The 23,161-nt window shown below is 67.6% G+C and carries 18 protein-coding genes, 1 tRNA gene and 3 pseudogenes; 13 read left to right on the top strand and 9 right to left on the bottom strand.

Annotated elements, in window-relative coordinates; translation table 11 throughout:
* Nucleotides 1-75 precede the first annotated feature (75 nt).
* The 3 genes from M5C96_RS03895 to M5C96_RS03885 form a co-directional block, all read right to left on the bottom strand.
* The gene (locus M5C96_RS03895; RefSeq protein WP_272567308.1) at nucleotides 76-1,629 is read right to left on the bottom strand and encodes a flavin-containing monooxygenase; all 1,554 of its coding nucleotides are present in this window, start codon (nucleotides 1,627-1,629) and stop codon (nucleotides 76-78) included.
* Nucleotides 1,626-2,615 carry a LysR family transcriptional regulator gene (locus M5C96_RS03890; RefSeq protein ID WP_272567307.1) on the bottom strand — a complete coding sequence of 330 codons (990 nt, stop codon included), beginning with the start codon at nucleotides 2,613-2,615 and terminating at the stop codon, nucleotides 1,626-1,628. Before M5C96_RS03890 ends, M5C96_RS03895 begins: the two co-directional genes overlap by 4 nt.
* A gap of 156 nt (nucleotides 2,616-2,771) precedes the next feature.
* Nucleotides 2,772-3,647: an SDR family oxidoreductase gene (locus M5C96_RS03885; protein WP_272567306.1), complete on the bottom strand. Its 876-nt coding sequence runs from the start codon at nucleotides 3,645-3,647 to the stop codon at nucleotides 2,772-2,774.
* A gap of 80 nt (nucleotides 3,648-3,727) precedes the next feature.
* Here M5C96_RS03885 and M5C96_RS03880 point away from each other — a divergent pair, with 80 nt between their 5' ends.
* Nucleotides 3,728-4,216, top strand: coding sequence for a winged helix-turn-helix transcriptional regulator (locus M5C96_RS03880; RefSeq protein ID WP_336297880.1), 489 nt, complete (start codon nucleotides 3,728-3,730; stop codon nucleotides 4,214-4,216).
* A 260-nt stretch (nucleotides 4,217-4,476) separates the two neighbouring features.
* On the opposite strand, the gene M5C96_RS03875 is transcribed toward M5C96_RS03880, so the two are convergent.
* From M5C96_RS03875 to M5C96_RS03860, 4 genes and pseudogenes are all read right to left on the bottom strand, one after another.
* Nucleotides 4,477-4,707, bottom strand: coding sequence for a DUF1493 family protein (locus M5C96_RS03875; RefSeq protein WP_272567304.1), 231 nt, complete (start codon nucleotides 4,705-4,707; stop codon nucleotides 4,477-4,479).
* A gap of 99 nt (nucleotides 4,708-4,806) precedes the next feature.
* Nucleotides 4,807-5,658: pseudogene (locus M5C96_RS03870) on the bottom strand (IS5 family transposase); the annotation flags it as partial.
* A complete protein-coding gene (locus tag M5C96_RS03865; RefSeq protein ID WP_272563777.1) occupies nucleotides 5,655-6,749 on the bottom strand; it encodes an IS630 family transposase in 1,095 nt (364 codons plus the stop codon). The gene M5C96_RS03865 and the pseudogene M5C96_RS03870, both read right to left, overlap by 4 nt.
* 67 nt (nucleotides 6,750-6,816) lie before the next feature.
* Nucleotides 6,817-6,918, bottom strand: a pseudogene (locus M5C96_RS03860) (IS5/IS1182 family transposase); the annotation flags it as partial.
* Between the two features lie 48 nt (nucleotides 6,919-6,966).
* Here M5C96_RS03860 and M5C96_RS03855 point away from each other — a divergent pair.
* Nucleotides 6,967-7,737: pseudogene (locus tag M5C96_RS03855) on the top strand (IS5 family transposase); the annotation flags it as partial.
* Between the two features lie 416 nt (nucleotides 7,738-8,153).
* On the opposite strand, the gene M5C96_RS03850 reads toward M5C96_RS03855, so the two are convergent.
* A tRNA-Met gene (locus M5C96_RS03850) sits at nucleotides 8,154-8,230 on the bottom strand.
* A 125-nt stretch (nucleotides 8,231-8,355) separates the two neighbouring features.
* Here M5C96_RS03850 and M5C96_RS03845 point away from each other — a divergent pair.
* From M5C96_RS03845 to mdoH, 6 genes are all read left to right on the top strand, one after another.
* A complete protein-coding gene (locus M5C96_RS03845) occupies nucleotides 8,356-8,778 on the top strand; it encodes a hypothetical protein (RefSeq protein WP_272567303.1) in 423 nt (140 codons plus the stop codon).
* 116 nt (nucleotides 8,779-8,894) lie between these two features.
* On the top strand, nucleotides 8,895-10,238 hold the full coding sequence (gene miaB, locus M5C96_RS03840; protein WP_272567302.1) for a tRNA (N6-isopentenyl adenosine(37)-C2)-methylthiotransferase MiaB: 1,344 nt from the start codon (nucleotides 8,895-8,897) through the stop codon (nucleotides 10,236-10,238).
* 11 nt (nucleotides 10,239-10,249) lie between these two features.
* Complete coding sequence (locus M5C96_RS03835) at nucleotides 10,250-11,710, top strand: sensor histidine kinase (protein ID WP_272569595.1); 1,461 nt, start codon at nucleotides 10,250-10,252, stop codon at nucleotides 11,708-11,710.
* Nucleotides 11,700-12,413 (top strand): hypothetical protein, encoded by a 714-nt coding sequence (locus tag M5C96_RS03830; protein WP_272567301.1) that lies wholly within the window; start codon nucleotides 11,700-11,702, stop codon nucleotides 12,411-12,413. Before M5C96_RS03835 ends, M5C96_RS03830 begins: the two co-directional genes overlap by 11 nt.
* 19 nt (nucleotides 12,414-12,432) lie before the next feature.
* Entirely contained in the window at nucleotides 12,433-13,833 is a 1,401-nt protein-coding gene (locus M5C96_RS03825) for a sigma 54-interacting transcriptional regulator (protein WP_272567300.1), read from the top strand.
* A 404-nt stretch (nucleotides 13,834-14,237) separates the two neighbouring features.
* Nucleotides 14,238-16,310, top strand: a complete 2,073-nt coding sequence (gene mdoH / locus M5C96_RS03820) for a glucans biosynthesis glucosyltransferase MdoH (RefSeq protein ID WP_272567298.1) — start codon at nucleotides 14,238-14,240, stop codon at nucleotides 16,308-16,310.
* Between the two features lie 292 nt (nucleotides 16,311-16,602).
* Here the strand turns inward: mdoH and ffh are convergent, their stop codons facing one another.
* Nucleotides 16,603-17,982, bottom strand: a complete 1,380-nt coding sequence (ffh, locus tag M5C96_RS03815; protein WP_272567296.1) for a signal recognition particle protein — start codon at nucleotides 17,980-17,982, stop codon at nucleotides 16,603-16,605.
* A gap of 89 nt (nucleotides 17,983-18,071) precedes the next feature.
* Here ffh and M5C96_RS03810 point away from each other — a divergent pair, with 89 nt between their 5' ends.
* Genes M5C96_RS03810 through ampD form a run of 5 tightly spaced genes read left to right on the top strand, consistent with a single transcriptional unit; the run spans nucleotide 18,072 to nucleotide 22,953 of the window.
* Nucleotides 18,072-18,869 carry a cytochrome C assembly family protein gene (locus tag M5C96_RS03810; RefSeq protein WP_272567294.1) on the top strand — a complete coding sequence of 266 codons (798 nt, stop codon included), beginning with the start codon at nucleotides 18,072-18,074 and terminating at the stop codon, nucleotides 18,867-18,869.
* The gene (locus M5C96_RS03805; protein ID WP_272567292.1) at nucleotides 18,866-19,087 is read left to right on the top strand and encodes a PP0621 family protein; all 222 of its coding nucleotides are present in this window, start codon (nucleotides 18,866-18,868) and stop codon (nucleotides 19,085-19,087) included. The genes M5C96_RS03810 and M5C96_RS03805 overlap by 4 nt, the downstream gene beginning before the upstream one ends.
* Nucleotides 19,088-19,100: 13 nt before the next feature.
* Nucleotides 19,101-20,807, top strand: coding sequence for a two-component system sensor histidine kinase NtrB (locus tag M5C96_RS03800; RefSeq protein ID WP_272567291.1), 1,707 nt, complete (start codon nucleotides 19,101-19,103; stop codon nucleotides 20,805-20,807).
* A gap of 18 nt (nucleotides 20,808-20,825) precedes the next feature.
* Nucleotides 20,826-22,328 carry a sigma-54-dependent transcriptional regulator gene (locus tag M5C96_RS03795; protein WP_272567290.1) on the top strand — a complete coding sequence of 501 codons (1,503 nt, stop codon included), beginning with the start codon at nucleotides 20,826-20,828 and terminating at the stop codon, nucleotides 22,326-22,328.
* A complete protein-coding gene (gene ampD / locus M5C96_RS03790; RefSeq protein WP_272567289.1) occupies nucleotides 22,312-22,953 on the top strand; it encodes a 1,6-anhydro-N-acetylmuramyl-L-alanine amidase AmpD in 642 nt (213 codons plus the stop codon). The genes M5C96_RS03795 and ampD overlap by 17 nt, the downstream gene beginning before the upstream one ends.
* The last annotated feature ends 208 nt before the right edge of the window (nucleotides 22,954-23,161 follow it).

Below are 23,161 nucleotides of genomic sequence, written 5' to 3'. Positions count from 1 at the left end.
GCCGCGAGCGCTTCAAGGCAAAAAGGCCTCCAGTGCAATATCCACTAGGGCATATAGCTATTATTTTCATAGCAATCATCGCGTGACCTCCGGGGCGCTTTCGGGGAGGGCCGGGGCGCTGGCGGCCGGCGCGGCGGCTTCGGGCCCATAGGCCGGGAAGGCCGCAGGCGTCCATTCGTCGCCGTCCAGCTCGGGTTCTTCGTAGCGCTGCATGGCCGCGTAGTGCAGCGCGGCGTCGTCGGCCAGCAGGCGGGCGGCCAGGCCCCGCGCCAGGCGCTGGGCGCCATCGCTGATCTGCGGGATGTCGCCCGCGCCCGCGCCCTGCGACAGCGCACCGCCGTAGTTGAAGCAGTGCACGCGGTCCAGGCCCGGGCAGGCGCCGGGCGCCTTTTCCTGAAACTCGAACAGCGGCCCCAGGTCGGGCGAGGCGGCCAGTTCGGCATCGTCCTCGCCGGCCGGCGGCGCGAAGCGGTCCTGCCACAGGCGCACGGCCGGCGCGAACGCGGCGAACTCCGGGCGCAGCGCCCAGTCGGTGCGAAAGCCGGTGCAAAAAACCACGAAGTCCGCGGCGATCGGGCCCTTGGCGGTCTCCAGGCGCAGCGCGCCATCGGGCCGCACGGACGCGCCGTGCACGCCGGCCCCCAGGTGGAAGTGCGCGTTGGCGTGGCGCGATACGCGCAGCGTGCTGCCGTGCGGCGGCGGCACCTGCTGCACGTTCAGGTAATGGCGAAAGCGCCACTTCCACGCGTCCGGCAGGGCCCAGAAGCCGTGGGCCATGCCGGGGTTGCCCGCGCCCTTGCCCTTGTTCACGCGCGGCAGCTCGGCGCGGCGCACCAGCAGGTCCACGCGCGCGGCGCCGGCCTCCAGCGCCGTGGCGGCCGAATCCATGGCCGAGGCCCCGCCGCCCACCACCGCCACGCGCAGGCCACGCAGCGCGGCGCCGTCCCACACATCGGCCGAGTGCGCCCAGCGGCCCGCCGGCAGCGCCCGCGCCCAGTCGGGCACCCAGGGGCCGCCCAGGCCGTCGCGGCCCGTGGCCAGCACCGCATGGCGGGCCAGCACGTGGTGGGGCGCGCCGCCGTTGGCATCGTCGGCCAGGTCGATCCGCACCAGGCCGTCGGCGCGCGGATGCACAGCCAGCACGCGCTGGCGGTTGCGCACGTCCAGGCCCAGCACGCGGCGGTACCAGCGCAGGTAATCCATCCACTGCAGGCGCGGGATCTTGTCCAGCGCCGCCCAGGCCGGCAGGCCGAACTGCGATTCGAACCAGGCGCGGAAGGTGAGCGCCGGCAGGCCCAGCGCGGGCCCCGTCAGCTCCTTGGGCGAGCGCAGCGTCTCCATGCGCGCGGTGGTCGCCCAGGGGCCCTCGAAGCCCTCGGGCGCGCGGTCGAACAGCGGTGCCTGCACGCCCATGTGCGCCAGCGAGGCGCCCAGCGCCAGCCCGGCCATGCCGCCGCCGACGATGGCCACGTCCAGCACCGGCTCGCTCGCCTCGGTCAGCCGGGGCGGCACCCAGCGCCGCGCGGGCAGGCCCAGCCATTGCAGGTCCTGGCGCAGGCGCGCCTCCAGGGCGGCGAGCCCGGCGGGCGCGGGCGCAAGGGTGGAATCGGTAGGGGTGGCAATCGTCATTCGGAAACCTCGGAAGCAGTGGGGCCGGCATCGCCGCCGTAGAGCGCCTGCAGCAGCGCGGCATGCGCTTGCGGGGCGTGCTGCACGAAGCCCGGCAGCGGCCGGGCCGCCTGCAGCAGCGCATCCGCCACGGCCTGCACCTGCGGCGTGACGGGCTGCGCCTGGGGCGTGATGACCCCGAAGAAAAAAGGAATGTCGGTGTCCAGCGGCCGCACGGCCACGCCGTCGCAGGGCAGGCCCAGCGCGGTCAGCGGCTCCAGCACGGCCACGCCCAGCCCGGCGCGCACGGCGGCCTGGGCGTTGACGGACGAATTGGTCTCGATGGCATCGCGGCGCGCCAGGCCCGGCCGGCCGACCTGCGCCAGTGCCCGGTCGATGCGCCCCCGCAGGCGAAACGGGTTGCTCAGCGTGATGAGGCGGCGCTCGGCCAGCGCCGCCAGCGGCACGACCGATTCGGCGGCCAGCGGGTCGTCCTGCGGCAGCACGGCCATGCAGGCGGTCTGGGCGATCCAGTGCACCTGCAGCCCACGGTGCTCCAGCGGCAGGCTGGTGGCCCCCAATTGCACCGCGCCCGTGAGCACGGCGTGCACCACCTCTTCGGGCGAGGTGCTGCGCAACTGGATGGCGGCGCTGCCGGTGTGCGGCTCGGCCAGGCGCAGCGCCTGGGGAAGCAGGCCCACGGCCAGCGCCGAGGTGGCGGCCAGGCGCAGGGGCCGGGCTTCGCCGCGCGCGATCTCGGCGGCGCGATCGCGGATCTGCCGCAGGCCGCCGAGTGCGCGCTCCACGTCCTCGTACAGCAAAAAGCCCTGCTCGGTCGGCGTGACGCGCGGGCCGCCGCGGGCGAAGAGCGCATAGCCGATCTCGGCCTCCAGTTCCTGCAGAGAGCGGCTGACGGAGGGCTGCGAGCGGTCCAGCAGGCGCGCGGCCGCGGTCACGCTGCCGGTGGACATCACCGCGGCGAAGGCTTCGAGCTGGCGCAATTCCATGGGCTTGATTTCATGCGTTTTGTGAAATCATTAGGCCCTTGCATGCGAAATACAAATACTTTGACCACATATGCAAATGCCGAAGGGGCGCAAGCGGGGGCTTGACGCACACCTTCGGCCTTGCGATCGAAAGGGTTTTGGGGTCTTTTGGGGTCGTCAGGCTTTCAAGGCCTCGGCGACGGATGCCGCCAGGGGCGTCGTCGGCCGGCCGATCAGGGCGCTGAGCTGGCGTGCGTCGTCGAACAAACCTCCACGCGCGGCGCCCGCATCGCTGTCCGCCAGCATGGCCGCCAGCGGGGCCGGCAACCCGACGCTCACGAGCAAGTCTCGGTACGCGGCCTCGGGCATGTCCTGGTAGACCAGCGGCTTGCCAGCCTGCCGCGCCACCTCCTGGGCCAGCTCAGCCCGCGTGTAGGCATCGTCGCCCGCGAGTTCATAGATCTTTCCTGCGGGGCTGTCCGTGGCGGCCAGCACGGCGGCGGCTGCCGCTGCATAGTCCGCGCGCGACGCCGAGGCGATGCGCCCCTCGCCCGAGCCGCCCACCAGCACGCCGCGGCCCAGCGCATCGCCGATGCCCATCAGGTTGTTTTCGGTGTACCAGCCGTTGCGCAGCAGCACGAAGGGCACGCCCGATGCCTGGAGCAGCGCCTCGGTCGCCCGATGTTCCTGGGCCAGGCCCAGCGGGGACACGTCCGCATGCAGCAGGCTGGTGTAGGCGATCAGCTGCACACGGGCCCGCGCCGCGGCGTGGATCACGTTGCCATGCTGCGCGACCCGGCTGCCGACCTCGCTGGAAGAAATCAACAGCACGCGGTCGATGCCCTGCAGCGCGGCATCCCATGAGGCCGCATCGCCGTAGTCCGCCTGGCGCAGCTCAATGCCTGCGGGCAGCACGGACGCGCTTTTCTCCACATTGCGCACCAAGGCCACGATCTGCGAGGCCGGCACCCGCGTGAGAAGCTGCTGGATGACGAAGCGGCCGAGCTGGCCATTGGCACCGGTGACGAGCAGGCGGGGGGAAGAAGTGGACATTGCAAAGATCCTCTGGGTATGGATTGGAGAGGAGGTCTATATTAGGAACCGCCCCAACTTCCACAAGAAGGCAGCTTTTCATGCCCTGGTTACCTGACGCTCACCCCCCTGCCCCGGCCGCCCCCGAGGCCCTTGAAGCCCTCGCTGCCACCCAGGCCTGGATGCGCGAGCGCCCCGAAGGTCTGGACCTCGGCCAGTGCCCGGTGCGCGACGTGCTGGACCACATCGGCGACAAATGGACCACGCTGATCCTGCTGACGCTCGCCCCGGCCCCCTTGCGCTTCGGCGCACTGCAACGGGCCGTGCCCGACATCTCCAAGCGCATGCTGGCCCAGACCCTGCGGTCCCTGGAGCGCGACGGCCTGCTGACCCGGCACGTCTTTCCGACCAAGCCGCCCAGTGTGGAGTACCGGTTGTCGGCTTTGGGGCAGTCGGTGCTGGCGCCGCTGTCGCAGTTGCTGCAGTGGGCGGAAATGAACCATCGGAACATCCGCAGTGCGCGGGAACGGTTCGATGGCGCGGCGTTGGAGCGGCCGGCAGAGGCGGTGGCGCCCGCCGCGATGGGGTGACCGGACGGCGGCTTTCGTGGCCGCCGGGCTCCGGGCCCATGGGGCACGAGGGAAGCATAAATCCCCACCATCCCTTGCCCGCCAGCGGGCCGAAAAAGCAAAAGGGGCTGCGTTTGCACGCAGCCCCTTTTTTGTTTGGTGGCGCTTCACGGAAGAAGCTTCACCAATCCTATAACCCGTTGATTTATAACGGTTTTGGCTAGCTGGTCGGTCTAAAAAAGTGTGCTAGACCGTGCCACCGATCGTACCACCTTGCATGGTCAATCAGTGCGCCCTTCAATTTTTTCAGTATCCCACTTTCTCAACTCGACACCCTTTGCAAGCATACCCAGGGTTAATGGAACCTTTTCAACCTCATTTTGAAATTTTCTTCGGAAGCTGGGAAATGGCAATAACAGTAGCTTTAATGGATTGAAGCCTTCTCCGTTGAAATACCTTTGAAACTCGAATTCCTGATAATCCACATCAAATTTATCAAAGAACTTTTCCATGAAATCTACTGCATCATCTCCTGTTATGTGAAGATCATCCTCAATGGCGCTGTTGCACAAATCGAATTGCAGACGGCATGACCCCAACCCCAGACGGACCTATGCCACAGCAGTCACCGACACGGTGTGAGGACGGCCGATCTGACTGAACCGATTGAGCAAGGCCACGCGGACATGCAGCTCCACAACCTGGCGGTCGAACGTGCGCGCGATCACCCGTTCGCCCAGTCGCTTGAAGCAGTGCATCTTCGTCTCCACAAGGCTGCGCCGGTGGTAGCCGCTCCACTTCTTCCAAATGCCGCGACCCAGGCGCTGGCACGCCCGAATGGCCTCATTACGATGCGCCGAGCCCGGACTCGACTTCTTCCAATGGCTGGCGTTCTTGCGGGGCGGGATCACCGCCATCGCGTGCCGCTCGGCAATGGCGTCCAGGCAGGCGCGCGTGTCGTAGGCGCCATCGGCACTGACGCTTTCGATGGATTCGTCAGTGGGAATCTGAGCCAGCAACCCGGGCAACATCGGCGCATCCCCAATGGCGTTGCTGGTCACCTCGATGGCGCGTATTTCCAGCGTCTGCGCGTCGATGCCCAGATGGACCTTGCGCCATTCGCGCCGGTATTCAGCACCATGCTTCTTGCGTTTTCACTCTCCTTCGCCCAGGAACTTGATGCCGGTGCTGTCCACCAGCAACTGCAGCGGCGAGTTGGTTCGCTGGTAGCTCAGTTCGACCTGCAAGGTCTTTTGGCGCCGGCAAACAGTGCTGAAGTCAGGTACCGGCCAGTCCAGCTTTGCCAGCCGCAGCAGGCTCTGCACCATGCCCAGCGCCTGTCGCAAGGGCTGGCCGAACAGGCACTTGATGCTCAGGCAGAACTGGATTGCTGCGTCCGAGAAGGTTCGGCTGCGTCCACGCCTGCCGGTCGGCGTGCCAAACCACTGCATGCCCTCATCTAGTGTCCTGTCCCGTTAATTCGCCCGCATAGTCTGGCGAGTTTTTCGAGGATGGAGTCTGCTGTAGCTGTCCAAGTAAACGGCTGGCAGGACTGGTTGTAATTCGCGATGAATGTGTCGATCTTGTTGATCAGATCCTTCACGCTGGTGAACGAGCCACGGCGGATTGCCCGCGTGGTGATGATCGAGAAGAAGCGCTCGACCTGATTGAGCCAGCTTGAATAGGTCGGAACGAAGTGCATGTGCCAGCGAGGCCGCTCGGCCAACCAAGCGCGCACCTTTGGATGCTTGTGGCTGGCGTAGTTATCAGCTATGCAGTGCACATCCAGTTCGTCGGGCACTGCCTTGTCGATGGCGCGCAGGAAGGCAAGGAACTCTTGATGACGATGCCGGGGCCGGCACTGCGCGATCACTTGGCCATTCATCACGTTCAGGGCCGCGAACAAGGTGGTGGTGCCGTGGCGCACGTAGTCGTGCGTGACACCTTCGACATAGCCAAACCCCATTGGCAGCATCGGCTGCGTACGCTCCAAAGCTTGGCATTGGCTCTTCTCGTCCACGCACAGCACCAGCGCGTTGTCAGGTGGGTTCAGGTACAGCCCCACAACGTCGCGCAGCTTCTCGATGAACAGCGGATCGGTCGACAGCTTGAAGCTGTCGGCCCGGTGCGGCTTGAGGTTGAAGGTCTGCAGATAGCGCGCCACCGTGCTCTTGCTGATGCCCGTATCGGCGGCCAGCGTGCGGGTGCTCCAGTGGGTACCCCCATCAGCAGGCTTGGTGTGCAACGTCTTGGTAATCAACTCAGCAACACGCTCGTCATCTACCGTGCGGGGGCGACCCGGGCGCAACTCGTCGTAAAGCCCTGCAATGCGATGGCGCGCATAGCGCCCGCGCCACTTGGTGACAGTGCTACGACTGATCCCCAGAGCCTGCGCAACCGCGGTGCTGGCTTTATCTGTGCCTTCGCAAGTCAGCACGATGCGCGCCCTGAGCGACAACGCCGCTGGCAGCGAACGTGATCGCGCCATGGACGTCAGTTCCGCGCGCTCCACTTCACTAAGCGCAATTTCTGTTCGGGTCGTTGCATTGGGCATGGCGGCACCTCAAGGATGGCCCGAAACCATGCAGCTATCGTGCCTGCGAATTAACGGGACAGGACACTAGCCACATCGTCAACGAGCCTCGCGCTTTCAGCGCCGCGTTGTACGCCTTCCAGTTCGTCGTGCGGTACTTGCTCCGCTGCCTGTTCTTCGTCTCTGTCACGCAGTCAGTCTACGGGCATCAGCATCGCGATTTGTGCAACAAAGCCAGCCGGACCGCAACACGATCTGGCGCTTTGGCGAGCGCCTTGGCGTGGGCGGGGCAACGGCCTTGTTCCAGGGGGTGGATGCCCAACTGCAGCGCCACGGCTACATCGCCCGGGGCGGGCAAGCCATTGATGCCACGCTGGTGCCCGCGCCCCGACAGCACATCGGCCAGCAGGAGCGGCGAACGCTGGCACAAGGCGGGCAGCCGGACTGGAGCCAAGCGCGACGCAGGCAAAAGGATGTGGAGGCCACGCACACGAAGAAGCACGGCAAAAGCCACTTCGGCTACAAGCTCAGCGTGAGCGTGGACCTCAAGCACGGCTTCATCCGCCGCCTCGCCACGGGCACGGCCAGCGAGCACGACGGGCACCACTTCGATGAGGTGCTGGACATGCACAACACCGGGCGGGCAGTGCATGCGGACAAAGCCTACCCGAGCCGCCAAAGGTGCCAGATGCTGAAAGTGCTGGGATTCGTGGATGCGATGCAGCGCCGTGCGCAGGCGGGCCGACCACAGAGCGAATGCCAGAAGGGGCGCAACCAGCGCATCGCAAAGAAACGAGCCAAGGTGGAGCACGTGTTCGCCGGTATCCGCCACCTGGGGGGCAAGTTCGTGCGCACCATCGGACAGGCGCGCGCCACGGTGGGGATGACGATGATGGCCGCCTGCTACAACATGAAGCGACTGGCCTGGTTCCTGCATCGGGGCGTGGATGCTTTCTTCAAGCCCGCCACTGGCAAGGCACAAGTGCGCCTGCAAACGGTGAAAGCCTGAGCCACCGGGCCTGCAAGGCCCCTCATGCACCCAGGCGCAGACCGTTGCTGGGCCTCATCACGCTCAAACGGCTACTGGCGCCCACTCCTCCCTATTCGGATTCGTCAAACATGGGGTTGTGAGAGGCTCCCATCAGTCTTGAAAATGCCTTTGGCGATATCCGCCTCAAACTTCTTGATTGACATGGACTTCCAGAAGTGGTACTGCGACATCAAAATTTTCGCAGTATTGAAGTCCTTTGTCCTCAGCGATACCTTTGTCTCTCTGCTATCGCTGTACGTCCGAAGATAGTAAACACCATGCCTCGACTTGCAGAGGTTCGGGAGCCTGTGGGCCATGACCGTCTCACCAACCACCGACCCACCGAAAAGACAAAACCCGCTGTAAGTGCTTGACTCACAACGGGTTTTTGGTGTTGGTGGCGCTTCACGGATTCGAACCGCGGACCTGTGGATTATGATTCCATCGCTCTAACCGACTGAGCTAAAGCGCCTAAGCCCTCAATTATAGCGCGACTTTTTTGGCGTTCAAGACTTTTCTTGTCGCCCCCTCCAACGCGGCCGGCGATCATCTCGGGCCTGCACGTAAAATCGCGCCCCCAGCCCCTGGATGTAAACCATGAACCGCTGCCCCACTGTCCCGTTTTCCTTTCTCTTCGCGCCCTTGCTGGCCGGCGCCCTGCTCTGCGGCGCGGTCCTGCCCGCCGCGGCCCAGGTGGTCGCCCCCCTGGGCGGCGTGCGCACCTTTCCTGAAAATGCCCTGCGCGGCACGCTGGCCATCAACAGCACCGTCGATGCGCAGCTGGATGGCAAGGCCATCCGCATGGCCCCTGGCATGCGCCTGCTCAGCCCGCAGAACACGCTGGTCATGGCCCACTCGGTGATCGGGCAGAAGTTCACGGTGAACTATGTCGTCGAGGCGAGCACCGGCATGCTGCTGACCGCCTGGATCCTCAGCAAGGACGAAGCGGCCCAGCCGCGCAAGGGTGCGACGGCGACGGACCGCAATTTCATCTTCGAATCCGAGATTCCCAAGCGATAAATAGGCTCTGGCGCCGCCAGCGCTGCGGCCGCTGGGTGCGCCATCCCTTTCCAGCCGCACGAACGGCCCCGCCCGCCATTGGCCGCGGGCAGCGCTACCGACACCAGAGATTCCCCATGAGCAAAAAAGTCTTCATCAAAACCTTCGGCTGCCAGATGAACGAGTACGACTCGGACAAGATGGCCGACGTGCTGCATGCCGCCCAGGGCTACGAGCCCACGCAGAACGTGGACGAGGCGGATCTGATCCTCTTCAACACCTGCTCGGTGCGCGAGAAGGCGCAAGAGAAGGTCTTCAGCGACCTCGGGCGCATCAAGCACCTGAAAGAGCGGGGCGTGAAGATCGGCGTGGGCGGCTGCGTGGCCAGCCAGGAAGGCACCGAGATCATCAAGCGCGCGCCCTACGTGGACGTGGTGTTCGGCCCGCAGACGCTGCACCGCCTGCCCGAGCTGCTGACCCAGCGCGAGGTGCAGCGCCGCCCGCAGGTGGACATCAGCTTTCCCGAGATCGAGAAGTTCGACCACCTGCCCCCCGCGCGCGTGGAAGGCGCCAGCGCCTTCGTCTCCATCATGGAAGGCTGCAGCAAGTACTGCAGCTACTGCGTGGTGCCCTACACCCGCGGCGAAGAGGTGAGCCGGCCGTTCGACGACGTGCTGGTCGAGGTCGCGGGGCTCGCCGACCAGGGCGTGAAAGAGATCACGCTGCTGGGCCAGAACGTGAACGCCTACCTGGGCAAGATGGGCGACACGGCGGAAATCGCCGACTTCGCGCTGCTGCTGGAATACGTGGCCGACATTCCAGGCATCGAGCGCATCCGCTACACCACCAGCCACCCCAACGAATTCACGCCGCGCCTGATCGAGGCCTATGCGCGCATTCCTAAGCTGGCCAGCCACCTGCACCTGCCGGTCCAGCACGGCTCCGACCGCATCCTCATGGCCATGAAGCGGGGCTATACCGCCATGGAATACAAGAGCACCGTGCGCAAGTTGCGCGCGATCCGGCCGAACCTGGCCATGAGCAGCGACTTCATCGTGGGATTCCCAGGCGAGACGGAAGAGGACTTCCGCAAGATGATGAAGCTCATCGACGACGTGCACTTTGACAACAGCTTCAGCTTCATCTTCAGCCCGCGCCCGGGCACGCCGGCCGCCAGCCTGCACGACGACACACCGCACGAGGTGAAGCTGCGCCGCCTGCAGGAACTGCAGGCCGTGATCAACGGCAACATCAAGTCGATCAGCGAAAGCCGCGTGGGCACGGTGCAGCGCATCCTGGTCGAAGGCGCCTCCAAGCGCGACGCCAGCGAGCTGATGGGCCGCACCGAATGCAACCGCGTCGTCAACTTCGTCGGCCAGCCCCGGCTGGTGGGGCAGATGGTGGACGTGGCCATCACCGAGGCCAAGGCCTACACCCTGCGCGGCGAGGTCGTGGTGCGCGAGCCGGCGCTGGCGCACTGAGCCGCATGGGCGTGGCATTCGCGATGCGCTTCCTGCGCCGGCAGCAAGGGGTCGCGGCCTTGGGCGGCCTGTCGTTCCAGCAGATGCTGCTGCTGGCCTTCCTCCTGATCGCCGGGCTGCTGGGCGCCAGCTCGCTGCGGGCGATCTTCACGCTGGAGCAGCTGATGGGCCAGAGCCGCAACGGTGCGGCCGAAGCGATCCAGCTCAACGCTTCGGCGCAGAGCCTGAACGGGCGCAGCCAGACACTGGAGCGCGCGGCGCGCCAGTCCCTGGTGCTGGCCGACAAGTCGCTGCGGCGGCGGTTCGACGAAGTCTCGCGCGAGGCCCGCGACATCCTGCAGCGGCTGGAGGCCAAGGGCCTGCCGCCGGACCTGGCCAACCAGTGGCGCAAGCACCTGGGCGAGGTCACGTCGCTGCTGGACGGCCCCGCGGCACTGTCGCTGGAAAACGAGCGGGTGGTGGCGGCGCTATTCCTTGAACTGGACGCGCTCAACGGCACCATCGCCCAGACCGTGCAGGACATGAATGCGCAGCGCAGCACCGAGCTGCTGGAGAAGATCGAGGCCAGCCGGCGCGAGGTGACGCACCAGGTGGTGGGCGTGATCGTGCTGGCGCTCGCCCTGGCGCTGGCCTTCGGCATCTGGCTGGCCCGGCCGTTCAAGCGCATGGAGCACGCCATCCGCCTGCTGGGCGAGAACGACCTGTCGCAGGCGGTGGACCTGTCCGGCCCGGTGGACATCCGCCGCGTGGGCCAGCAGCTGGAATGGCTCCGCATGCGGCTGCTGGAGTTGGATGCCGACAAAGCCCGCTTCCTGCGGCACGTCTCCCATGAACTCAAGACGCCGCTGGCCTCGATGCGCGAAGGCGTGGCGCTGCTGCAGGACGGCGTGACGGGCGAGCTGACCGAAGGCCAGCGCGAGGTGGTGGACATCCTGCACCAGAACACCCTGGTGCTGCAGGGCGAGATCGAGGCGCTGCTGCGCTTCAATGCAGCGGCGTTCGAGGCGCGCCAGTTGCGCCGCGCGGAGACCGACCTGCTCGCGCTCATCGAAAGCCAGGTGGAGGCCCAGCGCCTGCACTGGCAGGCCAAGAAGCTCGACGTGGTGGTGGAAGGCGCGCCGGTGGCGCTGCAGATCGACGCGGAGAAGATCGCACCGGCGGTCAGCAACCTGCTGTCGAACGCCATCCGTTTTTCGCCGCGCGGCGGAACGATTCGGATCACCTTGTCACGTTTTCCCGACCGGATTCGCATCGATTTCGCGGATGACGGCCCCGGAGTGCATGAGAATGACCGCTCCCGCATCTTCGAACCGTTTTACCGGGGTGTGCGCCAACCCGAGGACGCCGCACGCGGCACGGGCATCGGCCTGTCCATCGTCCAGGAATACGTGAGCGCCCACGGCGGTCACGTCACCCTTGTGGAAGACGGCGAACGCACCCCCTTCCGCATTGAATTGCCCCATGTCTCCTGATTTCCCGTCGCACTCTGTCCCGCGAGCGGTCTTCGGTGCGCGCAGCACCGGGCCGGCCGGCCTGCTGCTGGCGGTGGCCCTGCTGAGCACGGGCTGCGCCAATCCACCGCCGGCGGCGCCACCGCCACCTCCGCCCGTGGAAGTGCCCGCACCCACCACCCCGCCGCCGAAGGAAGAGCCCGACGAGCCCCCCGCCCCGGTGTCCGAACCCGCCAGCAAGGACAACAACGGCAGCCAGCGGCCTTCCGTTCCGCGGCAGATGCTGCAGTACGCGGACAAGGTGCGCAGCATGGGCACGGCAGAGCTTGCCGCCGAGATCACGCAGCTGTCCAACGCACAGCAGCAGTCGCCCGAAAAGCCGCTGCAGCTGGCCATCGTGCTCATGCACACGCGCCAGCCGCCCGACACGGCCCGGGCTCTCGGGCTGGTGCAGCGCGTGATGGCCGACACCACGGCGCCCGCACCGGCCTTGCATCCCCTGGCCCGCCTGCTGGAAGGCCGGCTGCTGCAACAGCGCCGGCTGGAAGACCAGTTGGACCGGCAGAACCAGCAACTGCGCGATGCTCAGCGGCGGATCGACCAGTTGAACGACCGGCTAGAGGCCATGCGCGCCATCGAGCGCAGCCTGAACGCGCGGCCCGGCGGCGTCAACGACCCCGCCAAGGGCGCGCAACCCCCTCCCGCCGCAGAACCCCAACGCTGACCGCCAACCGATCGCCACCATGAAAGCTTCCTCCGGACACCGCCAACGCATCCTTGTGGTGGACGACGACGCCGACATGCTGCGGCTGCTGTCCCTGCGCCTGCAGGGCGCGGGATACGAGGTCACGGCGGTGACCTCCGCCGAGGCTGCGCTCGCGCAGCTGGACATCGACCGTCCCCAGCTCGTGCTGAGCGACGTCCGGCTGCCGGGGCGCGACGGCCTGGCGCTGTTCGACGAGGTGCGCTCGCGCCACCCCTCGCTGCCGGTCATCCTGCTGACCGCGCACGGCACGATTCCCGATGCGGTGGAGGCCACGGCGCGCGGTGTCTTCACCTACCTCACCAAGCCCTACGACGCCAAGGACCTGCTGGACAAGATCGCCCAGGCCCTGGCGTTCAGCACGCCCACGGCCCAGGCCACCCGCGCCGACGACGCCTGGCGCGCCGAGATCATCAGCCGCTCCAACCGCATGGCGGACCTGCTGGCCGAGGCCCACATGGTGGCGCAGTCCGATGCCAGCGTGCTGCTGCTGGGCGACAGCGGCACCGGCAAGGAATTGCTGGCACGCGCCATCCACCGCGCCAGCCCCCGCGCCAGCCGGCCCTTCGTGGCGGTCAACTGCGGCGCCATTCCCGAGGCGCTGCTCGAATCCGAACTGTTCGGCCACATGAAGGGCGCGTTCACCGATGCGGTGACCAACCACAAGGGCCTGTTCCAGGCGGCGGACGGCGGTACGCTGCTGCTCGACGAAATCGGCGATATGCCGCCCGCCCTGCAGGTCAAGCTGCTGCGCGTGCTGCAAGAGCGTGCCGTGCGCCCGGTGGGCGCGAGCCAGGCGACGCCGGTGAACGTGCGCATCATCTCGGCCACCCACCGGGATCTGGAAACGGCCATGGCCGCCGCCCAGTTCCGGGAAGACCTCTACTACCGCCTGAACGTGGTCACGCTGACCCTGCCCACGCTGGGCGACCGGCGCGAGGACATCGCGCTGCTGGCCAACCACTTCCTGGACAACCTGGCCCGCAAGTACGACAAGCGCCTGTCCGGCTTCTCGCCGGAGGCCTTGAAGGCGCTGACCACGGCCGCCTGGCCCGGCAACGTGCGGCAGCTCTTCAACGTGGTGGAACAGGTCTGCGCCCTGTCCACCACGCCCCTGGTGTCGCTGGGCCTCGTACAGCGCGCCCTGCGCACGCCCTCGGCCCAGGTGCTCAGCTTCGCAGAGGCCCGCCAGCGGTTCGAACGGGAGTATCTGGTGGACCTGCTCAAGATGACGGACGGCAACGTGGCCGACGCCGCCCGCCTGGCGCAGCGCAACCGGACCGAGTTCTACCGGCTGCTGCAAAAGCACGCGCTGACCCCCGGCAATTTCAAGGCCGATGCGGGCGCGGCAGACGATGTCGCCGATGAGCGACAGGACTAAGTCGTTGATTTCAAAGGAAATGTGGTTTCCGACCCAGGGATGGGTCGCTGAATCCCGACAGATTCGGCCGTTTTGAGGTGGTTTTGCTGCGCCGCACAACCACTTACAGACCAAAAACTTCGTAAGTCTTTGATTTAAAAAGACTTTCAGAAGCTGGCACAGGGTTTGCCCTATAGACCGGTATGACGCAAGAAATTTCCTCCTCCACCGCCCGCCCAGCGCACCGCGCTGAAGCGAACCGGACACCTGCAGCAGGAGTGGCTGCAGGACAGCCACCGGCGCAGGCGGCCCGGGGTGAAACCTCTGCGCGTCCGGCCCCGTCCTCGGCCTTCGGCGCGTTTGTCGCCGAAAGCCGGACGGCCGCTTCTTCCCCAACGACAACCCAACTTCGCAGTGAGGGAACCATGGACCCACATCAATCTTCCCGTGCAGGACGTGTCGGCGCTGTCGCGCACGCACCCGCCGTGGTGGCGCGGCGCGGCGCCACGTACCCCCGGCCGGTGGCCTCGGACCGCAGCACGCTGCGCGAAGAGCGTCACCCCAACTCGCTCACCGCACCGCCGGTGCACCGCGGCTCCATGGCGCCCCTGCCATGGCGCGGCTTCTGGAACAGCATCGGTACCGCCTTGCTCATGCGCCTGAACGGCCAGCGCAACCGCCCCGCCGAGGGTTCTGAAATCACCGAAACCTGGCAACAGGCCGCCCAGCAGCGCCGCCTGGTGTTCATGCTGCTGACCGTGGCCAGCAGTGCGCTCGCCACCACGCTGTTCGCAGGCGTGCAGCCCAGCTACGACAGCGCCTGGCTCGAATACGGCCAACTCGCCCTGTTCGCCCTGCTCTCCACCTGGGTCGTCACCGGCTTCCTGACCGGCGTGATGGGCTTCTGGGTCATGCTGCGGGGTGACGCGCACGCGCTGTCCGCCGCCAGCGTGCGCCACAACCCGTTGAACGCCGATGCACGCACGGCGATCATCATGCCGATCTGCAACGAGGACGTCTCCACCGTGTTCGCCGGCCTGCGCGCCACCTGCGAATCCGTGGCCGCCACGGGGCATGCCAAGACCTTCGACGTGTTCGTGCTGTCCGACAGCTACGACCCCAAGATCGCCGCCGCCGAGCGCGCCGCGTGGGAAGACCTGCGCGCCGCCCTGGCCGCCAACGGCAACCAGCCGCAGGTCGAGGTGTACTACCGCCTGCGCACCCGCCGCAGCCACCGCAAGGCCGGCAACGTGGCCGACTTCTGCCGCCGCTGGGGCAAGGACTACCGCTACATGGTCGTGCTCGACGCCGACAGCGTGATGAGCGGCGATTGCATCGTCTCCATGGCCAAGCTGATGGAAGCGCATCCCCGCGCCGGCATCATCCAGACCGCCACCCAGGCCATCGGCCACGTCACCCTGCACGCCCGTGCACAGCAGTTCGCCTCCCGCGTGACGGGCCGCCTGTTCACGCTGGGCATGCAGTTCTGGCAACTGGGCGAGTCCCACTACTGGGGCCACAACGCGATCATCCGCGTGCAGCCCTTCATGGAGCACTGCGCGCTGGCCCCGATCAAGGGCACCGGCGGCATGAGCGGCGGCATCATGTCGCACGACTTCGTGGAAGCAGCCCTGATGCGCCGTGCCGGCTACCACGTGTGGCTGGTGTCCGACCTGGTCGGCAGCTATGAGCAACAACCGCCGGACCTGCTGTCCGAGCTGCAGCGTGACCGCCGCTGGTGCCAAGGCAACCTGCAGAACGCCCGCCTGATGGCCGAGCCCGGCATCCATCCCGTGCACCGCGCCATGTTCGTCACCGGCGCCATGGCCTACCTGTCGGCGCCCCTGTGGCTGGCCTTCATCACCTTCGGTACGGCCCTTTGGCTGGCCGGCGCCCGCCTGGTGTCCGACTGGAATATCCTGCCCAGCGAACTGATGGCGCTGTGGGCCTGGACGCTGTGCATGCTGTTCCTGCCCCGCGCTCTGGGCGTGGCAGCGATCTTCATGAAGGGCGAGCAAAAGCAGTACGGCGGCACCGCCAGCCTGATCAAGAGCGCCGGCCTGGAGAGCGTGCTGGCCATCCTGCAGGCCCCGATCCGCATGCTGGCCCATTCGCTGTTCGTGATCATCGCCCTCACCGGCCTGAAGCTGGAATGGAAGTCGCCTCCCCGCGAAGCCAACGCCGTGCCCTGGAGCGATGCGGTGCGCCAGTTGGCCCCGATGACCGGCGTGATCGCCCTGCTGGGCTTGGGCGTGGCGCTGATCGACCCGAGCGCGCTGATCTGGCTCATGCCTGTCGGCCTGCCGCTGGCCCTGTCCATCCCGCTGGTGGTGGTTTCCAGCCAGATCGCCCTGGGTCGTGCCGTGCGGGCCCAGCGCCTGCTGCTGATCCCCGAAGAGGCATGGTCTCCGCCCGTCCTGCGCCGCGCATGGATGCATGCCACCCAGCTGAAGAACCGCCCCCTGCGTTCCGCAGCCCCGGTGCTGAAGGCGGCCTGAACGGCATCCACCTGCCAACGCGCGCCACCCACCGCGGCGCTTCAATGAAAAAGCCGACCCTCGGGTCGGCTTTTTCTATGGGAAGGTGAATGGTGACCGGGCCGGTGCGAGCGCGTGGCGATCGGCCAAGCTCGGAGATCGGGCTCCATCCACCAAGCGCAGGCGCCGACAGATCAAAGTCTTTTCGGGCTCCAGCGCATGATTCACTAGGGCATATCGCTATATTTTTTATAGCAAAACACCACCGCCGGTGCCTACGATCCGACCGGCACGGCGGGCGTCGGGGCTCGGGTCAGAACGGCAGCTTCGGCATCCCGCCGCCGCCCAGGCCCTTCATGCCACCCATGCGCTTCATCATCTTCATGAGGCCGCCGCCCTTCATCTTCTTCATCATGCCCTGCATCTGATCGAACTCGTTCAGCAGGCGGTTCACCTCCTGCACATGCACACCGGAGCCGGCGGCGATGCGCTTCTTGCGCGTGGCCTTGATCAGCTCGGGCTTGCGGCGCTCCAGGGGCGTCATGCTCTGGATGATGCCTTCCTTGCGGCGGATGTCCTTCTCGGCCTTGTCCATGTCCACCTGGCCGGCCTTGGCGGAGAACTGGGCCGGCAGCTTGTCCATGAGGCTGGACAGGCCGCCCATCTGCTTCATCTGCTGCAGCTGCGACAGGAAGTCGTTCAGGTCGAAGCCGTCGCCGCTCTTGACCTTGGCCGCGAGCTTCTGCGCCGCCTCCATGTCCACGCCCGCGCTCACCTGCTCGACCAGCGCGACGATGTCGCCCATGCCCAGGATGCGGCCGGCATGGCGCTCGGCATCGAACACTTCCAGGCCGTCGATCTTCTCAGACACCCCGGCGAACTTGATGGGCGCACCGGTCACCTGGCGCACCGACAGCGCCGCGCCGCCGCGCGAGTCGCCGTCCAGCTTGGTCAGCACGATACCGGTGAGCGGCAGCGCCTCCTTGAAGGCGCGGGCGGTGTTGATGGCGTCCTGCCCCTGCATGGCATCGACGACGAACAGCGTCTCGACCGGGTTCAGCGCAGCGTGCAGTTCCTTGATTTCGTTCATCAAGGCTTCGTCGATGGCCAGGCGCCCGGCCGTGTCCACCAGCAGCACGTCGAAGTAATGCCGCTTGGCGTAGTCGATGGCCGCGCGGGCGATGTCCAGGGGCTTTTGGTCGGCCGTGCTCGGGAACCACTCGGCACCGGCCTGCGCCGTCACGGTCTTGAGCTGCTCGATGGCGGCGGGCCGGTACACGTCGCCCGACACGGTGAGCACCTTCTTCTTGCGCTTTTCGATCAGGTGCTTGGCCAGCTTGGCGGTGGTGGTGGTCTTGCCCGCGCCCTGCAGGCCGGCCATCAGGATCACCGCGGGCGGCTGGGCCGCCAGATTGATGTCGGCGATGCCCTCGCCCATGGTGGCGGCCAGTTCGCGGTTCACGATGGACACCAGCGTCTGCCCCGGCTTGAGGGAGCCCAGCACCTCCTGGCCCAGGGCCTTTTCCTTCACGCGGGCGATGAAGTCGCGCACCACCGGCAGGGCCACGTCGGCCTCCAGCAGCGCCATGCGCACTTCGCGCAGCATGTCCTGGACGTTGGATTCGGTGATGCGGGCCTGGCCGCGCATCTCCTTGACGAGTCGCGTGAGTTTTTCGGTAAGGGCGGAGGCCATAGGAGTGTTCCGGAAGTGCCCCTGTGCCTGGGCGGCTGGTGCCGCAGGCAGGTCCGCCGGGGGCGGGCGAAGGGCTAAACTGTGAGTCCATGATTTTACCCAGTGCGTCTCCCGTCAGCTGGCTGCTGGCCTTGTCCGCGGCGATGGCTTACGCCGCCCCCGCCGTGGCCGCCGCGCGGTTCGGCGGCAAAACGGGCCGCACCGCGCTCTGGGTCGCCTGGGGCCTGCACGCGGCGGTGCTGGCCTACAGCCTGCTCGGAGGCACGCCGCACTTCGGTTTCGCGCCCGCCCTCTCCATGACGGCCTGGCTGGTGCTCACCGTGTATGCCGTCGAACGCCAGATGTTTCCCGAACTCCAGGCCCGCTGGCTGCTGGGTGCCCTGGGCTCCGTGGCGGTGGTGCTCGCGCTGCTGTTTCCGGGCCAGCCCCTGCACGTGAACGCATCCGCCTGGCTGCCGCTGCATCTGGCGCTGGGCATCGCGTCCTACGGACTGTTCGCCGCCGCCGTGGTCCACGCCTGGCTCATGACCCGCGCGGAGCGCAAGATCCGCCAGGCCGCGGACCCGCACAGCGGCATTCCCCTGCTCACCCTGGAGCGCCTCACCTTCCGCTTCGTGATGGCCGGCTTCGTGCTGCTGACCGCCACGCTGGTGGCCGGCTGGCTGTTCGGCGAAACGCTGTACGGCCGGGCCTGGAACTGGGAGCACAAGACGGTGTTCTCGGTCCTGTCGTGGATCACGTTCGCGGTGCTGCTGATCGGGCGCGCGCGTTTCGGCTGGCGCGGGCGCAGCGCCGTGCGCGTGCTGTATGCCGGCGCGGGCCTGCTGCTGCTGGCCTACGTGGGCTCGCGCTTCGTGCTCGAAGTGGTCCTGGGACGCGCCGCATGAAATACTTCGTCCTGCTGGCGGTGCTGGTCATCGCGTTCGGGGTGTGGCGCAACCAGCGGCGCCGGGAGATGCCGCCGCCCGCCGCGGCGCGCCCCGCCTTGCCGCAGGCCATGGTGTCCTGTGCCCGGTGCGGCGTGCACATCCCCCGCTCCGAGGCGCTGACCGACGGCGGCGCGAGCTACTGCACTCCCGAGCACCAGCGCCAAGGGCCGGCGTGAAAGGCCTCCGCCCGTGCCGGCCCTGAAACGCGCCAGCGCCCTGCTGTCCGCCGACGCCCCCTTCGCCCGGCTGTGGGGCAGCTTCCTGTCGGGCCGCATCATGGTCGCCGCCGCCCTGCTGCTACTGCAGGGCCTGGGCGTGGCGCTGAACCAGTCCTACGAACCCCTGCTCCTGGGCATCTGCGCCGGCTATCTGGTGGCCACCGTACTGCTGCTGGTGCTGGCCGGCAATGCGCCGCCCGGGCCCCATTCGTGGCTGCAGTGGATGTGCTCGATCGGCGTGGATTTGGCCTTGATCAGCACGCTGCAGATCCTGCACGTGGGCTCCATGAACTTCACGCCCCTGTTCGGCCTGCCCATCCTGATGGCCGGCGTGCTGGGCACGCTGACCCTGGCCCTGGGCACGACCGCGGCGGTCACGCTGCTGCTGCTGGCATGGGCCTGGTGGCTGGGCAGCAGCGGCGGCTCCGACGCCACGCAGCGCTATTTCCAGACGGCCCTCACCGGCACGGGCTACTTCATCGTCGCCTACCTGGTGCACCAGCTCGCCTCGCGCCTGAACCGGGAGCAGCAACTGGCCCAGGCCAGCCAGATGGCGGCCAAGGTGCAGGAACAGGTGAGCGCCCTGGTCATCCACAACCTGTCGGACGGCGTGCTGGTGCTGGACCAGCGCGACACCGTACGCATCGCCAACCCCGCGGCGCTGCGGCTGCTGGGCACCAACGCCCGCCACGCCCTGCCGTTCTCCATGGCCCATTCCTCGCCCTGGAAGCCGCTGCTGGCCATGGCGCGCCAGACCTTCCAGAAAGGCCAGCCGCAAAGCGCCGACGTGGACGTGCTGCACCCGGGGCAAAGCCCGCTGGCGCTGCACGTACGGGCCTGGCTCACGTCGTCGCAGGAGATCGCGCGCGAGACCGGGGGCGAGCACCTGTGCGTGATGTTCCTGCACGACCTGCGCGAGATGGAGGCGCGCCTGCGCACCGAAAAACTCGCCTCGATGGGCCGCATGTCGGCCGCCGTGGCCCATGAGATCCGCAATCCGCTCGCGGCCATCATGCAGGCCAATGCCCTGCTGGAAGAAGAACTGCACGAGCCCGGCCAGAAGCGCCTGGCCCACATGGTGCAGCAGAACGCCGAGCGGCTGGCCCGCATCGCGGAGGAGGTGCTGGACATCGCCCGGGTGCAGCACCAGATCAGCCACGCTCCCGGCTCCACCGTCGTGCTGTGCGATGCGGTCGCGCAGGTCTGGAGCGACTGGCAGGCGCAGGACCCGGGCAAGCGCCGGGCCCAGCTCGCGCTGGAGGCGGGCCGCGCGCCCGTGGAGTTCGATGCCGAACACCTGCGCCGCGTGCTCGTCAACCTGCTCGACAACGCGCTGCGCTACATGGGCGGCGAGCCCGACTCGCTCTACGTGGCCACCTACGTCAGCGCGGCCGGCTCCGTGGCGCTGCAGGTGTGGAGCGACGGCGCGCCGCTGGACAAGACCGTGGAGCGCCACCTGTTCGAGCCCTTCTTTTCCTCGGAAAGCCGCTCCAGCGGGCTGGGCCTCTATATCTGCCGCGAGCTGTGCCAGCGGCACGGCGCGTCGATCGGCTACCAGCGCCTCACCCGCACCCTGGCGCGCGGTGCGGTCGGCGGCAACGCGTTCACGGTCGTGTTCCGCAAGAACGCCCGGCCGCAGGACCCGAACACCACGCTGTTTGACACAATCGTCGTCTGACCCTGCCCGCACCTGTCCATGAACGCCAACGCCGCCACGATCCTCGTCGTCGATGACGAACCCGACCTGCGCACCCTGTACGAGCTGACGCTGCTGCGCGAAGGCTACCGGGTCGAGACGGCAGGCAACCTGCAGGAGGCCCGCCAGCAGTTGCAGGCCCGCAAGTTCGACGCCGTGATCACCGACATGCGCCTGCCGGACGGCTTCGGCATGGAACTGCTGCACGAGCTGCGCGACCAGCAGCGGCGCGAGCGCTGCGTGGTCATGACGGCCTATGGCTCGGCCGAGAACGCGGTGGAGGCCCTGCGCTCGGGCGCGTTCGACTACCTCACCAAGCCGGTGGACCTCAAGCAGTTCCGCTCGGTCGTCGCATCGGCGGTCCAGGGCACGGGCGGCGTGCCGCCGCCCCGCTCGGCCCGCCCCGGCACCGCGCTGCGCGCCCCGCAAGAGGCCGTGGCCGGCGGCACCACGCTGTCGCTGGACCGGCTGGTGGGTGAGTCCGAGGCCATGCGCAACGTCAAGCAGCGCATCGCCAAGGTGGCGCGCAGCATGGCGCCCGTGCTCATCCGCGGCGAATCCGGCACCGGCAAGGAGCTGGTGGCGCGCGCGCTGCATGCCAGCAGCCAGCGCGCGGACGGACCGCTGGTCGCCGTCAACTGCGGCGCCATTCCGGAAAACCTGCTCGAAGCCGAGTTCTTCGGTGCGCGCAAGGGCTCGTACACCGGTGCCACGCAGGACCGCGACGGCTACTTCCAGGCGGCGCGCGGCGGCACGCTGTTCCTGGACGAGATCGGCGACCTGCCGCTGGCGATGCAGTCCAAGCTGCTGCGCGCCATCCAGGAACGCAGCGTGCGGGCGCTGGGCTCCACGGGGGAAGAGACCGTGGATGTGCGCATCGTCAGCGCCACCCACCGCGACCTGTCGGCCGATGTGCAGTCCGGCCGGTTCCGCCAGGATCTGTATTACCGCCTCAACGTGATCGAAGTGGTCATCCCGCCGATGCGGGAACGCCGCGAAGACCTGCCCGCCCTGTGCGCCACACTGCTGGCGCGCATCGCGCAGGAATCGGGCGCGCCGGTGCCCCCCCTCACGCAGAACGCGCTCGACCGCATCGCCATGCACCCGCTGACCGGCAACGTGCGCGAGCTGGAAAACCTGCTGCACCGCGCCGTCGCCCTGAGCGATGGAGAAGAGCTGCACGTGGAGCCCCCGCACGCCTCGGCCGCCGATGCCGCGCGCGCCGATGCGGGCGCATCGCCCGTCCCCGGGGGGGAGCCGCTCGGCAGCGGCACGCCGCGCAGCGCCAACCCGGCCGCCTCCGTGCCCTTGCCCAGCGACCTGCAGGCCTGGCTGGACCAGCAAGAGCGCGAGATTCTGGTGCGGGCCCTGCGGGATACCGGCTTCAACCGCACCGCCACCGCGGCGCGGCTGGGCATCAGCCTGCGGCAGATCCGCTACCGCATCGCCCGCCTGGACATCGCCGCGCCCAACGACAGCGACGCGAATGACGACAGCGAATGAGGCACCGCACCCCGGCCCAGTGCCCTGCCCGGAGGCGGGGGACAGGCCGGTGTGGGACGGCGGCTGGTACCGGGACGCCACGCGCGAGCCCTCGCCCAACTTCGGCCCGCGCCCGGCCCAGGCGGTCATCGATCTCATCGTCGTGCATTCGATCAGCCTGCCCCCCGGCGAATACGGCGGCGGGCAGGTGCACCGGCTTTTCTCCAACACCCTCGACTGGGATGCGCACCCCTACTACGCCGGCATCCGCGGGCTGCAGGTGTCGGCCCACTTTTTCATCGAGCGCGACGGCCGGCTCTGGCAGTTCGTGGACTGCGATCTGCGGGCCTGGCATGCCGGGCCGTCGAGCTATCGGGGCCGCGCCAACTGCAACGACGACTCGATCGGCATCGAACTGGAGGGGCTGGAGGGCCAGACCTTCGAGCCCGCCCAATACGCCACCCTGGCGCGGCTTTGCGCCGACCTGCCGCTGCGCTACCCCATCGCCCACGTGGCAGGCCACGAAGACGTGGCCCCCGGCAGAAAGCAGGACCCGGGGCCGGGCTTCGACTGGCAGCGGCTTCGAGCGGACCTGCCGTGGCCACCCGCCGTGTTTCCACGGAAGTCAACCCGCCCACCGCCATAATTGAGGGTTTTCCCCAACCCTCTGCACGCGGGACGCCAAACCGCGACACTCTGGGCCCGCTGCCCTCCCGCCATGGAAGACAGCGCCCACGCGGCTCCTGAAGTCAAAACGCCCGGCGTCCTGCGCCAGACCACGTTTTCCCGTCTCCCAACCGCATCCACACGGCCTTTGCGCCATGCCTCGCTCACGGCTTCCAGGCCATGGAAAC

It is taken from the genome of Acidovorax sp. GBBC 1281 (assembly GCF_028473645.1).
Taxonomy (GTDB): Bacteria; Pseudomonadota; Gammaproteobacteria; order Burkholderiales; family Burkholderiaceae_C; genus Paracidovorax.
This window is presented reverse-complemented; position numbering and strand designations above follow the sequence as displayed.

Bases quoted from the DNA above. Each gene is read 5' to 3' on its own strand.
- M5C96_RS03895 (WP_272567308.1), bottom strand. From the start codon at position 1,629: ATGACGATTGCCACCCCTACCGATTCCACCCTTGCGCCCGCGCCCGCC.
- M5C96_RS03890 (WP_272567307.1), bottom strand. From the start codon at position 2,615: ATGGAATTGCGCCAGCTCGAAGCCTTCGCCGCGGTGATGTCCACCGGC.
- M5C96_RS03885 (WP_272567306.1), bottom strand. From the start codon at position 3,647: ATGTCCACTTCTTCCCCCCGCCTGCTCGTCACCGGTGCCAATGGCCAG.
- M5C96_RS03880 (WP_336297880.1), top strand. From the start codon at position 3,728: ATGCCCTGGTTACCTGACGCTCACCCCCCTGCCCCGGCCGCCCCCGAG.
- M5C96_RS03875 (WP_272567304.1), bottom strand. From the start codon at position 4,707: ATGGAAAAGTTCTTTGATAAATTTGATGTGGATTATCAGGAATTCGAG.
- M5C96_RS03865 (WP_272563777.1), bottom strand. From the start codon at position 6,749: ATGCCCAATGCAACGACCCGAACAGAAATTGCGCTTAGTGAAGTGGAG.
- M5C96_RS03845 (WP_272567303.1), top strand. From the start codon at position 8,356: ATGAACCGCTGCCCCACTGTCCCGTTTTCCTTTCTCTTCGCGCCCTTG.
- miaB (WP_272567302.1), top strand. From the start codon at position 8,895: ATGAGCAAAAAAGTCTTCATCAAAACCTTCGGCTGCCAGATGAACGAG.
- M5C96_RS03830 (WP_272567301.1), top strand. From the start codon at position 11,700: ATGTCTCCTGATTTCCCGTCGCACTCTGTCCCGCGAGCGGTCTTCGGT.
- M5C96_RS03825 (WP_272567300.1), top strand. From the start codon at position 12,433: ATGAAAGCTTCCTCCGGACACCGCCAACGCATCCTTGTGGTGGACGAC.
- mdoH (WP_272567298.1), top strand. From the start codon at position 14,238: ATGGACCCACATCAATCTTCCCGTGCAGGACGTGTCGGCGCTGTCGCG.
- ffh (WP_272567296.1), bottom strand. From the start codon at position 17,982: ATGGCCTCCGCCCTTACCGAAAAACTCACGCGACTCGTCAAGGAGATG.
- M5C96_RS03810 (WP_272567294.1), top strand. From the start codon at position 18,072: ATGATTTTACCCAGTGCGTCTCCCGTCAGCTGGCTGCTGGCCTTGTCC.
- M5C96_RS03805 (WP_272567292.1), top strand. From the start codon at position 18,866: ATGAAATACTTCGTCCTGCTGGCGGTGCTGGTCATCGCGTTCGGGGTG.
- M5C96_RS03795 (WP_272567290.1), top strand. From the start codon at position 20,826: ATGAACGCCAACGCCGCCACGATCCTCGTCGTCGATGACGAACCCGAC.
- ampD (WP_272567289.1), top strand. From the start codon at position 22,312: ATGACGACAGCGAATGAGGCACCGCACCCCGGCCCAGTGCCCTGCCCG.